Raw genomic sequence first — 13,366 nt, 5'->3', positions numbered from 1 at the left:
CTCCACTTCAGTGGATACTAAAGTTCTCCCGTCGGGTGGTGCTTGATAAAATGCAGGATGTCGCGAATCTCCACTCCGCGCTGGCTCATCGGTGCAAACAGATCACCGATCGCTTCGATGCGTCGTGGCATCGTGCGGATCGTAAACAGATCGGGGGTGACCCCTTCGCGAAGTTCATCCCAGGAAAGTGGTGCCGAGACAGCGGCGGAAGCGACGGCTCGCGGCGTGTAGGGGCCGGAGAGCGTTTTGTTTTTCCAGTGTTGGAGGTAGTCGAAATAGACCTTGTCACCACGGTCTTTTTTCAAGCGCTCGATCGTGCAGATGTCGGGCGCTTTTTTCACGATGTAGTGTGCGAGGAAGGTCGTGAGCAGACGGGTGTCTTCAAAGGAATAGCCCGGTGCGATCGGGATGAAGATCTGCAAGCCAGTTGCACCCGACGTTTTCGGATAGGACGGCAAGCCGAGGTCGTCGAGAGCGACTTTGAGGTGCAGGGCGACTTGGCAGGCTTTTTTGAACCCGGCGATTTCAACGCCCTTGACGGTCGGGTCGAGATCGAAGGCGATGTTGGTCGGTTCGTTGAGGTTCGTGACCTTGGCGTAGGACGGGTGAAGTTCCATCGCCGCTTGGTTGGCGAGCCAGAGCAGCGTCGCGGTGTTGTTGGTGAGGAGGTAATCGATGTCGCGCTGGGAGTCTTCGGAATAGACTCGGTGTGTCTTCAGCCACTCTGGTGCGCCATCGGGGATGTTTTTTTGGTAAAACGACTTGTCATGGATGCCATTTGGGAAGCGGATGACGGTCAGCAGGCGCTCCGCATAATGCGGGAGCATCGTGCTGCTCATCTGGATCATATACTGGATGTACTCCGCCTTGGTCACTCCCGCTTCCGGCCACAGCACTTTGTCGAGGTTGGTGACTTTGACCGGGTATTCGGCCAGTAGCGTGTCGGACATGGCGCGGCCCTCCTCGTTTTGCATATTGGTAGTATCTGCAGATACAAAAAGGTCATTCCATGATTGGAATGACCTGCTTGGTTTTAGGCTGTGACTTGATAGGGGGCGTTGCGTTGTTGCCAAGTAAGGAGTTCGTTGTACAAGGCTGTTTGGTGAAAAAAGGCTTGGTCGTATGCGAGGCGGAGGCTGCGTTCTAATACGTCTGCTCTGACCTCGTTTGCGTTATACGTACCTAGTACTCTTCGCAATCCGACAGACAAGGCCCCGATCACGTCGTGACCGCAACAAACTTGATGAGCCTCGTGTCCTTTCTCGGAATGCTCATGGAGGATTTGCAAAACGTCTTGATCATTTACAGATTTGTTTTGAGACTTGTTTTTCACAGCCGTGATCATTTTTTTCGTATCACAAGTCAGTTGTTTGTTGTCAAGGAAATCCTCATATGACAACCCTTCGAAGGTTAAATGTACACCTTGCTCAAGGGAATATAATCGAAGCAGCCCGAGCTGGTACACATGCTGCAAGATGAAATCCCGAATGGTCATGCCATGTCGTTCTTGGTGACTACTCATCTTTGCTTCCGACCCAAACTCTGCAAGAATTTTTTCTAAAGCAGGCGACATCCACATCATGATTTCAAGATCATGACCGTCTGTTAGTAAGAGATTTGGTGACTCTGTCGCGCTCCCAGTGATTCTAGTAAAGTCTGCATCCACAATGGATAGCACTCCAGGGGTTCCTTCTTGCTCGAGGATCTGCAAGGCTCCGATGGCTTTTTCTCGACCCCGTGAATCTATGATTTTACAACTCTCACGATTCATGAAATTTCCAAAAAGCCGCGCATCCGTATCCCCTTCCACGAACATGCAGGCCCCAGAGAACTGCGTTCGCAACATACGAACTTGACTTGCCAAGGTCGCAGGTGTGATGAATTCCTTCATTGTTTGGGTCCTTTCAATTCCACAGTGAGATCCCATCGATCATTGATGATCTGCGGAGAGTGAGTGGCAATTACAAAGCTTGCATCTGTCAGGGCGATGATTTCTTGAAGGTCACGAAGGAATTCCATTTGCCACGCCACATGAAGAGACAGTTCCGGCTCATCGAGGAGGATGAGGGCCCCTCGCTCCATGTTGAACAATAGGTCGTAGAGTAGGACGAGTTCATGTTGTTCTCCGGATGATAGATCGGTAGGTGACAGCGCTTGATCGTCCCATGTTGTGAACAGGAATCCTCGATCTTTGGAGATCGAGATTTTTTTGTACAAGAAACGCTTGTTCACGATCTTTTTTAGCAGCTCGATTTTTTCAAGCGTTTCGTCGAAGAAGCCTAGTTTTTTCTCCATATCATCGAGAAGGATTGTGAGAATATTTTTTGTGGATTCGCTAAGGTCGAATTTATTAAAAACGTCGAAGTTGATGTCATTGTTATCCTGATCCAACAAACCAGCGTTGATAAGTCTTGTGCGTTTGTCTTCGAGAGAAGTTATTTTGTTTTGCAAGTCTTGAGCTGTAAGAGAATGGCCCGATTGGCTTTGTTCGACGAGCCTTACGGGAAGCGATCGATCTAGAGATTGTACCAAGGCGGTCGAATCTGCTAACTTGGATTCAATCACTTTTACGATTTCCTTCGAATACAACTCGACTACTGGATCGATGGTAGTTGACGATCCATTGATTATTTGCGAGACATTGAGTAATCGCTGAGTTTCGATAAAATGGACAGCAATTTGATCAGTAAACTGTTTATATTCATATGGGGAACTATCCGTTTTTACTTCCTTTGAATTATTTCCTCCATAAATAGTGATGTTACCTGTCAATATTTCCTGCAACTTGTATTTTATTGAATTTAATGTTCCGTTGTTCTCCGGGAAAAAAGAAGCCACCGTTTCATCAGCCCGATAAATAAAAGCCTGGAGGGGTGGTATTCCGTTTAACACTTGCATTTGCTTTCGAAACATCAATTTCACATCATCCGTTAGAAATACCTCGATCTCGTGATAGGGGATCTTCCACAATTCTGCAAAGTCACGCCGAAAGATAGAATTCACCAGCTTCAACAACGCCGTCTTCCCGAAACCATTTGGCCCGTGGATGATGGTGATGTTGTCTTGAGTGTTGATCGGTATATCATGGTCAAAGATTCCGAATAACCCCTTCACAACCACGCGAGTAATCTTCACTTGGAGTCCCCCTCTATGTCCTACATACGTTTTCCATTTTTTCTTATTATAGCATTTCTAACTAGCTGCTCGTAAGAAAAAAGACCCAGCAAGATTCCGCCGAGTCCTCCTCGTCAAAACACACAAGCTCTCACTTCCGTCTCCCTGAACCCCAGCACCACCGGCGCCCGCAATGTCAAATCGGACGTCCATTCCATAAACCGCACTTCCACCACCAACTGTGGCGGGAACCAAACCACTTTTTCGTAGGCGTTTCCCGTGTGGCGCGGCGGGTTTTGAAAAGGTGGCGGTTGCGAGGGCAGGTGGTTGACGAATTGCGTGAGAGCTTGGATCATCGCGTTATCCAACCCCGTGGCGGCGCGGCCGATGTAGATCAACTGATCCTCCTGATACAGGCCGATCAACAAGGAGTTGACGAGGCCGCTTTTCACAATCGCTCCGCCAACTACCGCGTGTACGAAGCGGTAGTGTTTGATCTTTTTCCACGTCGGGTTGTACTCACCGAGGCGGTAGATTCCCTCGCGCTCCTTGGCGACGATGCCCTCCATCTCCTGCTCCTGCATGACGCGAAAAAGCGCCGTGCCCGCATCATGGCTGTCCACCAACTTGATACTCGGCCCCGGTTCCAACACGTCTGCCAACCTCTGTTGACGACGTGAAAGTGGCTCCTCAAGCAACCAACGCCCATCTGCGTAGAGGATGTCCCAGACCATGTAATAAGCGGGTCGCGTGCGGGCGAGCACTTGCGCTTTGTCCGCACTTTTGACCAGATCACGCTTGAGCGAGGCGGAAAAAGTGGGTTTGCCGTCTTCGCCGAAACCCACGATCTCCCCATCGAGAATCACCGACTTCGCACGCACTTGTTCCGCCAAGGCAGTGGTCAGATCCGGGTACTTAAACGTGTGGTCGCGCAACTTCCGATTGACTAGCCGCACACCGTCCGCGTCGAAGTACGAGAGCATCCGCACCCCGTCCCACTTGATCTGGTAGAGCCACTTCGAGTCATCAAACGGCTCGTCCACCTGCACCGGTTGCATCGGGACGACCGGCTCGATCATTCCTCCGTCGTCGCTTTCCGGCGGCGACGCTTCGGTTTCTCAGCCGTGCCCTCCCCTGAGGTCGAACCCATCACAGCCTTCAGTACAGACCCACCACCCTCCGCTTCCTTCGGCTTGGCGACCGCATCCACAGGTCCAGTGTCATTGCCGCCGACCACCATGCGCTCCGCCTCCTGTGCCGAGGTTGTAGGACGTTCGACATTCAGACTCGCTTGCAAGGCCGCCATGAGATCCTGGATCTGGTCACGACGCGGTTCTTGGACGGTGGTGATCTCCTGACCTTCAACTTTCTGGTCGATGGCTGCCAGCAAAGCCGCACGGTACTCATCGCGATACTGTTCCGGGTCAAATGTGGTCGCAAGGCTGTCGATCAACTGCTGGGCCACGCGCATCTCATTTTCATCCACCGCTCCCTCCGCCGGAACGGATGGCAATTGCGTGACCGAGCGAACTTCCTCTGGGTAGTAGATCGACTCCATCACCAACACGTTGTCATAGACGCGCAACACCGCCAGCATCTGCGCCGAGCGGATGATCACTTTGACCAGCGCGATGCGCCCGGAGTCTTTCATCGCTTGGCGCAACAGCGAATACGCTTTGCCACCTGACTCCTCCGGTGCGAGGAAGTAGCTTTTGTTGAAGTAGATCGGGTCGATCTCCTCCAGCGAGACGAAATTCAGGATGTCGATCGTCTTGGTGCGCTGCGGCGAGATTTTTTCCATGTCTTCCTCGCTCATGATCACAAACTGGCCCGACTGGTACTCGAATCCTTTGACGACCGCCTTCCACTCGACTTCCTCCTCACAGTGCGGGCAGGTCCGAACCTGCTTGACCGGGGTTCCACACTTTTCATGCAGCATGCGAAACTTGATGTCCTTGTCCTCCGTCGCTGCAAACATCTTCACGGGGATGTTGACCAGTCCGAAGCTGATCGACCCTTTCCACATCGTGTGCATGTCGTCACTCCTTTTTTGCCGTTGCGATTTGCACGTAGTATGTGGAAAAAAAGCAAAAACCCCTCATGATTCCACCATGAGGAGTTTTTCCTAGTCGATATAATAAGCCAACGTCTGCAATTCCGTGGTCAGATCGGCGTTGCGAACCGAAACGTGTGCAGGGACGCGAAGCGAGGTCGGGGCAAAATTCAGGATGCCCTTGATTCCTGCTTCCACCAAACGATCCGCGACTTTCTGCGCCTCGACAGCCGGCACGGTGATGATTCCGATCAAGATGTCGCGCTCACGGACCATCTGCTCCAATTCATCGAGCGGTTGGATCGTCAGCGTGCCGACCGGGGTGCCGATCTTGTCAGGGCTGTTGTCAAAAATCGCAGCGATTGAGAGTTTCTCCTGCGTAAAACGGTTGTAGTTCGACAGCGCGATCCCCAAGTGCCCCGCCCCGATCAACGCACAGTTGAGGTGACGGTCGATCTTGAGAATCTGCTTGATTTTCTCCACGAGATAGATGACTTCGTATCCAATTCCTTTGCGGCCAAACTCGCCGAAGTACGCGAGATCCTTACGAATCTGTGCCGGATTCATGTCGAGCTTCTGGCCGAGTTCGTAAGACGAGACCGTGCGTATGTTCAGCTCGTGCAATTCCTGCAAATACCGGAGATACACCGGCAGGCGGCGTACGACCGCTTCGGAGATTTTCGGCGTTTTCAACGGTGATTTCCTCCCAATGTACTGAACATGATTCGGTTAAGACGAGAGCTTGTTCAGGTTTTTGGTCGAGTAAAACGCCATCAGTTTGCGCTTGACGCGGCACAGCGCGTTATCGACCGCCTTGGTGGTCGTGCCCATCTCATCGGCGATCTCTTTGTAGGTGTTCTGGTTGACATAGAGTGTGAGCACTTGGAACTCAAACTCCGACAGCGAGTCAGACAGTTCCTTGCGCAACTCTTTCACCTGTTCGCGCACGATGAACACATACTCCGGATCGCTTGCCATCGGACCCGGCAAGGTGTCCATCAGCGTGCGGTCAGCGTCTTCCTCATACATCGGACGGTTGAGCGAGAGATAGTAGTTCAAGGGCTGGTGCTTGAGGCGCATCGCCGTCTTGATCGCGGTGATCAGTTGACGGGTGATGCAGATCTCCGCAAACGCGCGGAACGGAATTTGCCGTTCCAACTGGAAGTCGCGGATCGCTTTGTACAAGCCGATCATGCCCTCTTGGATCAAATCTTCATTGTCAGCGCCCGCCATAAAATACGAACGCGCTTTCAGCCGGACCATCGGGTAGAACTTTTGCAGGATCTCCTCTACTGCGTCCGAGTCGCCGGTCTGGGCTCGCAGTACGGTACCTTCTACCGTATCCTCTTCGGCTGCTTGGGGTACGGACAACACCTTTTTATCATTCTCGATTGCCGTTAACACTGCGATCACCTCGGACACAAGCTATACTAAATCCTATGCACCTATCCTACCGTTTTCACTTAATTCCCGTCAAACGCCCAAATTCGCCAATTTGACGAAATTAGCTCCTTTTTCTACCCCTCGATACATCGCATTCGACATTGCGAAACATTCGAAGAAAATTCCGAAAATAATGTCGGTATTTGTCGAACTACAGGTGAAGAAGGAGGAAAAAAGGGGGTTGTCCCCCTCTCCTTCTAAAAAAATTAAGATTCATCAGCCAATGGCGTCTTTAACCAATTATAGACGGTCTTTAAAACTTCCCGCTCCGTTCCTTGATAGAACCACGGACCTGGCAGCGAACGGATGAAATGACGCCCGTAGCGCGACTCTGTGATCCGGCGGTCGTACACGACGATCGCCCCCCGGTCACGGCGGGTGCGGATCAAGCGACCGAAGCCTTGTTTGAAGCGGATGATCGCTTGCGGAACGCTGTATTCCATAAACGAGTTGCGACCCTCGCGCTCCATCTTCTCCGTGCGGGCTTCGACGACCGGCTGGTTTGGTGGCCAGAACGGGAGCCGGGCGATCACCAGCAACGACAAATCCTCACCGGGGATGTCCACGCCCTCCCAGAACGAATTGGCTCCGAACAACACGGCCTTCGGATGGCGTTGGAACTCCTGCACCAAGCGGTGGCGCGAGGAGGAATCGACCCCGTGCGCGAGGACGGTGATGCCGTGCTCAGCAAGCATCGGCTTGACTTTGTGGTATGTTTCGCGCAACATCCGGTGCGAGGTAAACAGCACCAGCGCGCGACCTTGCGAGACGCGGGCGAGGTTGGTCAGCGATTCGGCAAATGAGGTCGTGAACACATCCTCCTGCACCCCCTTGACTGGCAAGCAATCGTTGGGGACGCAGAGCAAGGCTTGTTTTTTATAGTGGAACGGAGAATCGACCAGCAGGGTTTTTAGCCGATCCTGTTGCTGTGACTCGTACAGTCCGAGCTGGTGGATGGCGTATTTGAATTCGTTGTTGATCGTAAGCGTTGCGGAGGCGAGCACGACGCTTTCCTTTTTGGAAAAGAGGTGCGTATTTAAAAGCGGCCCCACATCGATCGGTGCCGAGTACAGGAATACGACAGGACGCATCGATTTGTCGTCCGCTTCCATCCATAGTACGGATGATTCACTGCCGACAGAGCGCAGGAAGTACGCGAGGTCTTGCCAGCCTTGGTCGAGTTCCTTAACCTGTCCGTTGACGTCTGTCAAGAGACCGGCAAACATCTCGTCCTTCATCAGTGATTCGCCGAGTTCCTCTAGACGCCCGACTAACTTGCGCATCGAGCGAACTTCGGTTTGCAGGTTCTCGCTGGCGGATGCGATACCGTCCCACGCCGTTTTCATCGTTTCATCTTGGAAGGTATCCGGCTTCAGACGCAGGGTTTGACGCCCGGCGTCGGAGCCGTTGGCGTTTTTCAGGATGAAATTGTGCAGTTGACGGAACACATCCTCCGTAGCTTCGCGGAGATCCCCGATCTGCTCTAGCGTCTTCTCCACCGTTGCGCGCAGGTCTGTGTGCGTGGACGAGTCGCCGCTTTGCAACACGTCGATTTTTTGCAGGAGTTGGAACAAGAGCCCACGGTTTTTGTCGCGCAGGAGGCGGTTTAGCGCCCCGTACATCTGGAAGTACGAGACTTCCGTGCCGAGGTGTTTGGTCGCTTCGTCCTCCATGTGGTGCGCCTCGTCGAGCACGAGGTACTGATAGCCGGGCAGAACATTGTGTTCGGTCTTGACGTCTGTTAGCACCAGTGAATGATTGGTGATCAAAACATCGGCATGTTGAGCGCGAGCGCGGGCTTTGTGGTAATAACAGTTGCGGAACCACGGGCAGGCTTTCATGATGCAGGAATCTGCGCCTGATGCGACCTTGCTCCAGTGGTCGGACTGTTCTCCATTCAGGCTCAACTCTTCGCGGTCACCACCACCCGTCTCGATCAACCACGTGATTATTCGAACAAAAAACGTCGTCTCCGCATGGTCAAGCTGCAGGCCTGGGTTGTTGACGTTCATCGCGACTTTGCGCATGCAAACGTAATTGGCGCGGCCCTTGAAGACCTCGATGGAGAAGTCAAACGGGATCACCTGTTTGAGAAGCGGGATGTCGCGTTCCTTCAATTGTTCTTGCAAGTTGATCGTGTGGGTCGCGACGACGACGCGCTCCCCTTTGGCGATCGCGTAATAGACAGACGGGATTAGATAGGCGAGCGACTTCCCAGTGCCCGTGCCGGCCTCGACGATCAAGTGCTTTTGGTCTTGGAAGGCCTCGGCAACTTGGCGCATCATGTCAATCTGTTGCGGGCGTTCTTCGTAGCCGGGCATCAGGTCGGACATCGGGCCGTCTTTTTCCAACACATGTACGACATCGGCAACGTCAAACTCCGAGAGCGCTCCCCCAGTGGGGCCATCTACGACCTCGATTTGCACCGGCCGGTGCATAAGTTGGTCGATCGTCATACAACCTTCGGGCTCGTCCAGTTGCAGAATGGAGGTGCTCCCCTCCGCCAGACGACGGAAAAAGTGGCGCAGCGGCCAGTCGGTGTATTCGGTCAGGCCGGTGATCTGTTGAAGGAGGAGGAAGGGCATGGTCTGGGCGCGGTGGAGCAACAGGAGGAACATCTCAGCTGTGACTTGAGCGTCAGAGAGCGCTTGGTGGGGCTGGTCGTGCGTGAGATCATGGCTGGTTGCCAAGGCTTCCAGTGCGTAACTATTCTCGCGCGGCCAGAGGATCTGTGCAAGTTGCAAGGTGTCGACGACTTCCCCGGCGTATTCGAGGTAGCCGGATTCATCGAGGGCGGCGTTGAGAAACCGCATGTCGAAATCGGCATTGTGCGCGACGAGAATTGCATCGCTGTAGAACGGCAAAAACTCCGGCAGAACTTCCTCCAGAGACGGTTCGTCCTCCAGCAGTTCGTCGGTCAGTCCGGTGAGTTCCGATATATAGGGCGGGATTTTGATGCCGGGGTTCACCCGCCGGTGAAACGTCTCCACCACCCGACCGTCCTGGATCTTGACCGCGCCGATCTCGATGATGCGGTCCTTGTAGGCGTGGAGGCCAGTGGTTTCGAAGTCGATGATGACATAGGTTTCGCTCATGGGTTATACCTCGGTTTGTTGGGACTTTATTCGTGAACTGTTGTTGGTATTCATGCAACCCCCATTCTCTCACACTCGTACAGAGGTGACAACTGTAAAACATTTCGTGGAGAGCACCGCAAAAAAAGAGTGCGGCCCTATCGGGTCCGCACTCTTTTTTCATTAACTATTAGTTGCCGGTGTTCATGTACCAAGCTTCTTGAACTTCCTTAGCGAACATGTCGTAGGAGATCCAGGAGAAGCCTTTGTTACCCCAGCCAGTGCCCCATTGGTTGACGATCTTGAACGCGCCAACGCCGCCGGTGTATGCTTTGTTGTCATCGTAGCCAACGATGGTGATCATGTGGCCCCCACGGGATTTCTCGCCCGCTTTGTGCGCGGTGATGACGTAGGAATCAGTTGCCGTCGCGTTGTCAAACTCCGGGTAAACCGGGATCGCGATGCCAACCAGCTTGTGGTCGGTCGATGTGCCGAAGAGAGCGTTTTTAACCGAAGTACGAGCGGTAGCGGTGCCATTGCCAGCGCCCATGAAGATGTTCGTGGACGAGATGTTTTTGTGCAGAGCTGCGTCAGCCAGCTGCGTGGAGTTCGGTTGGGTGGTGTAGTTGAATTGGTTGTAAGGCATTTTCGCCAGCGAGGTGTCGCCTTTGCTGACCAGCAAGTTGTATGCATCGGACGGGTACAGACCGCCGTCTACGCCACCGTTCAGTTGGTTGTAGACGAATGCCGGGGAGTACTCGTTCGAAGAGGAGTACGGGTTGGAGAAGCCATGACCGAAAGATTTGGAGTAGTAAGCAGTCGACCAAGCAACACAAGAGCCTTGTTGGCCTTGGTCGCCAACCGGCGGAAGGTTGGAGGACAGGTCGTAGGAAGCCGGTGCCACACCGTAGGTGGTACCACCGCCAGTCAAGGATTGCGCCTCATGCGGAACCATAGTACCCAGCGGAGTGAAGCTCGCACCCAGCGGATGCAGACCTGCTGCGCCTGCAACCGATGCGGAAACGGACATGACCAGTGCAGATGCGAATACTGCCAACATTTGTTTTTTCATTTGAATTGCCTCCTCTTTTTCTACGTTCATTTTTATATTCACTAACTTTTCGAAATTGATAGAATTCTTTGTTACAAATACACTGTATCACGTTAACTTCTAACTGTAAATAGCATCGATTCTATTTATTTTCATTGTGTCGTTTCAACACACATAAAAAAGATGCACCCGAAGTGGATGCATCTTTTTTGCTAAAAAAATGGGATTTACTTCCTTTTATTGAGCGAGGTACGCGCTTTTTTCCGCGTCTTTTACTTTCAGAACCGCTTGCGGATAGGTGATCATCTGCGGTACCATCATCGTCGGGTCCGGGTGTTGCAACGAAGCGGAGACAAAGTACCCTGCAGCCGTTTCTTGCACGCCATCTACGTTGACGGAGTAACCGCCAGTCGGCGCTTCCCCACCGGAGATGACCAGATAGCGAACGCCGTTGTCGACGACGCTATATACGCCCGGTTCGGTGCGGTTTTCATTGGCAACGGTCTGTACGGTCTCCGGAAGCGCGCCCGATACTTGCTCAAACTCCGATTTGCTAGCTGCCGTCAGCGTGCGTGCCAGTGCGCCGTCGAGCAATACAGCTGCTTCGCCACGGGTGAGCAGGCCTTTCGGGTTGAAGTGACCTTGGCCATCGCCAACCATGATGCCGAGTTTGTAGAGCTGGTTCAGCGAGTCACGCTCAGCCACCGTCACGTTCGCCGTATCGGTGTACGGTGCAGTCAAATTGGCACCATTAATGCCCGTGTTCAGTGCCGGCAGCGAGGAAGCGAGCCAAGTCGCAACTTCCAGACGCGAGACATTGGAGGACGTCGAGCTGTCTTTGACTTCCTTGCCCAATGCGTTTTTGAACCATGTTTTCAACTCGGTGCGGTCGGACTGGCTGTTCGGTTCAAACGTCGACTGCTGACCGCCGACTGTGCCACGGCCGATCATGTCGTAGTTGGTCAAACGCTCCACCGAGCTCATCGCGAAGTGGTTGCCCAGGTCTTGATACTGAACCGGTGCGGCGTGCTTCAACTTCGTCGCTTCCGCATTGCGGTGCGGTGCGATAAATTTCCCTTCGCTGTCTACAGCGAAAACTGCCGAAGCAGAAGTGAGCGTCAAAGCGGCTGCCATCAGTGCGGTGATTGTCTTTTTCATACTCGTAAAACCTCCCTGTCTCTTATACCGTTAATGAATTTTCACTCTATACCTAATGACGCAGACTATGAGGAAAAAGTTTCATCGTTCCCCAATTATTTATTTTCCTTGCAAGAGCGTGCCCGGTGCTTGCTCCGCCCGATAGCTGTCGATCACGAACTGTCCGTTCACATACTTATAAGTCGGCACGAGGTAGAAGAGCACGGCCGGGCTCGATCCCGTCCATGAGTAGTGACGGGTGCTCAGCTTGCCGTTGTCTACAGCGACTGCGAACGGTGGGTCTACTTGGACCTGATGCGGTTGCGGGTATATGGACGGATCAAAATCCTTCCACTGCGGGCCGCTCAGACCAACCGTCCACGTGCGACCGTCGGTCGCTTTTACCGTCCAAGCGTTGGCAACCTTGTCAAAGCTGACGGAGCTGAATTTCGTGCTCCAATCCAGCGTCTGCAAGGGGGCTTCGACGAATGCCCCCTTGTCTTGCTGGACGAAGGCACGCACGCTGTGCGCGCCCGCTCCCCCGTTGCCGTGCAGATCAGATTCGGTGACGATGTCATTTTTGCCATCGCCACTCACATCAGCGACGAGGATCTGCAGCGGGGAGTTGATGTCGCCCGCTCCCAGCTCAACCCGGCTCTGGAGAGTGCCTTTTTGATCAAAAATGCCGAGGTAGCCTTTGTCATACACCGTCGTGTCGCCAGTCGAGACCTTGTGCGTGCCGATGATCGCCACCGTTTCCGCCGCTTGGCCATCGTGGTTCAAGTCCACGTTGTCTTTGCGTAGGACAATACTTCCGTCCTTGCCAATTTTCAAGTTGAGCAAGGCGTTGAGCATGACCGCCGCCTCGCCGCGCGTCAATTTCCATTCTGGACGGAAGTATCCGTAGCCTTCGCCCACAATCACTCCGCGATTGAAGAGCCGCCCCACAGCGACCCGCGCCTGTTGCGGAATCTGTTCGTGGTCGACGAACATGTTGGCGTTGGCGCCTTCATTGCCACCTAAGGCCCCGGAGCGAGCATTGTCGACGAGCAAGGCCGCTTCCCAGCGCGGAATCAGATTGCCGTTCGTTTGGGGAGTGGGATCGGACCCGATGATGCTTCGCTGCCACTTGTTAAATTCGGTGCGCTCCATCGGTTGGTCTGGGTTGAAGTACCGGGCGGAGGTTGCATCGATGACGCCCAACTCCACGAGGCGTTTCACCGCCACTTCCGAGTAATGGCCTTGCAGATCGGAGTACACCGGGTTGCCTGCGTAAGCTGTACGCGGCGACACAGCAAGCGTCGTCAACGGCAACCCCACCAACATCAGTCCCGCTGTGACCAGCGCTGTGGTTTTCTTGAAGTTGTTGTTCATGTTCTGTTCCTCCCTTGGCTCCACGTTCTATCCCATAAGACGATCGTTCCCTAAAAATGGTTTCACTTCCAGAAAAAAAGATCAGCCCCTTGATGGTCAGGGCTGATCTTTTTCGTCTTG

At 53.4% G+C, this 13,366-nt stretch carries 11 protein-coding genes; all 11 read right to left on the bottom strand.

The window, feature by feature from the left end:
- Positions 1-17: 17 nt before the first annotated feature.
- The 11 genes from ligD to C7459_RS04355 all read right to left on the bottom strand — a co-directional run bounded on the left by ligD (position 18) and on the right by C7459_RS04355 (position 13,246).
- Positions 18-950 (bottom strand): non-homologous end-joining DNA ligase, encoded by a 933-nt coding sequence (gene ligD / locus C7459_RS04405; RefSeq protein WP_109686745.1) that lies wholly within the window; start codon positions 948-950, stop codon positions 18-20.
- Between the two features lie 83 nt (positions 951-1,033).
- Positions 1,034-1,891, bottom strand: a complete 858-nt coding sequence (locus tag C7459_RS04400; protein ID WP_170119260.1) for a DUF4435 domain-containing protein — start codon at positions 1,889-1,891, stop codon at positions 1,034-1,036.
- Positions 1,888-3,135, bottom strand: a complete 1,248-nt coding sequence (locus C7459_RS04395; RefSeq protein WP_109686741.1) for an AAA family ATPase — start codon at positions 3,133-3,135, stop codon at positions 1,888-1,890. Before C7459_RS04395 ends, C7459_RS04400 begins: the two co-directional genes overlap by 4 nt.
- A gap of 113 nt (positions 3,136-3,248) precedes the next feature.
- Positions 3,249-4,193, bottom strand: a complete 945-nt coding sequence (locus C7459_RS04390) for an ATP-dependent DNA ligase (protein WP_109686739.1) — start codon at positions 4,191-4,193, stop codon at positions 3,249-3,251.
- The gene (ku, locus tag C7459_RS04385; protein WP_109686737.1) at positions 4,190-5,149 is read right to left on the bottom strand and encodes a non-homologous end joining protein Ku; all 960 of its coding nucleotides are present in this window, start codon (positions 5,147-5,149) and stop codon (positions 4,190-4,192) included. Before ku ends, C7459_RS04390 begins: the two co-directional genes overlap by 4 nt.
- 90 nt (positions 5,150-5,239) lie before the next feature.
- Positions 5,240-5,860 (bottom strand): redox-sensing transcriptional repressor Rex, encoded by a 621-nt coding sequence (locus C7459_RS04380; RefSeq protein ID WP_109686735.1) that lies wholly within the window; start codon positions 5,858-5,860, stop codon positions 5,240-5,242.
- 36 nt (positions 5,861-5,896) lie between these two features.
- Positions 5,897-6,589: an RNA polymerase sporulation sigma factor SigH gene (sigH, locus tag C7459_RS04375; protein WP_109686733.1), complete on the bottom strand. Its 693-nt coding sequence runs from the start codon at positions 6,587-6,589 to the stop codon at positions 5,897-5,899.
- 227 nt (positions 6,590-6,816) lie between these two features.
- The gene (dinG, locus tag C7459_RS04370; protein ID WP_109686731.1) at positions 6,817-9,705 is read right to left on the bottom strand and encodes an ATP-dependent DNA helicase DinG; all 2,889 of its coding nucleotides are present in this window, start codon (positions 9,703-9,705) and stop codon (positions 6,817-6,819) included.
- A gap of 169 nt (positions 9,706-9,874) precedes the next feature.
- Positions 9,875-10,756 (bottom strand): C1 family peptidase, encoded by an 882-nt coding sequence (locus C7459_RS04365; RefSeq protein ID WP_170119259.1) that lies wholly within the window; start codon positions 10,754-10,756, stop codon positions 9,875-9,877.
- Positions 10,757-10,972: 216 nt separating this feature from the next.
- Complete coding sequence (locus C7459_RS04360; RefSeq protein WP_109686726.1) at positions 10,973-11,893, bottom strand: protease complex subunit PrcB family protein; 921 nt, start codon at positions 11,891-11,893, stop codon at positions 10,973-10,975.
- 99 nt (positions 11,894-11,992) lie between these two features.
- Complete coding sequence (locus tag C7459_RS04355; RefSeq protein ID WP_109686724.1) at positions 11,993-13,246, bottom strand: S-layer homology domain-containing protein; 1,254 nt, start codon at positions 13,244-13,246, stop codon at positions 11,993-11,995.
- Positions 13,247-13,366 lie beyond the last annotated feature (120 nt).

The sequence above is a fragment of the Tumebacillus permanentifrigoris genome (genome assembly GCF_003148565.1).
GTDB classification, from domain to species: domain Bacteria; phylum Bacillota; class Bacilli; order Tumebacillales; family Tumebacillaceae; genus Tumebacillus; species Tumebacillus permanentifrigoris.
This window is presented reverse-complemented; position numbering and strand designations above follow the sequence as displayed.

Bases quoted from the DNA above. Each gene is read 5' to 3' on its own strand.
- C7459_RS04365 (WP_170119259.1), bottom strand. From the start codon at position 10,756: ATGAAAAAACAAATGTTGGCAGTATTCGCATCTGCACTGGTCATGTCC.
- C7459_RS04390 (WP_109686739.1), bottom strand. From the start codon at position 4,193: ATGATCGAGCCGGTCGTCCCGATGCAACCGGTGCAGGTGGACGAGCCG.
- ku (WP_109686737.1), bottom strand. From the start codon at position 5,149: ATGCACACGATGTGGAAAGGGTCGATCAGCTTCGGACTGGTCAACATC.
- C7459_RS04355 (WP_109686724.1), bottom strand. From the start codon at position 13,246: ATGAACAACAACTTCAAGAAAACCACAGCGCTGGTCACAGCGGGACTG.
- C7459_RS04400 (WP_170119260.1), bottom strand. From the start codon at position 1,891: ATGAAGGAATTCATCACACCTGCGACCTTGGCAAGTCAAGTTCGTATG.
- ligD (WP_109686745.1), bottom strand. From the start codon at position 950: ATGTCCGACACGCTACTGGCCGAATACCCGGTCAAAGTCACCAACCTC.
- dinG (WP_109686731.1), bottom strand. From the start codon at position 9,705: ATGAGCGAAACCTATGTCATCATCGACTTCGAAACCACTGGCCTCCAC.
- C7459_RS04360 (WP_109686726.1), bottom strand. From the start codon at position 11,893: ATGAAAAAGACAATCACCGCACTGATGGCAGCCGCTTTGACGCTCACT.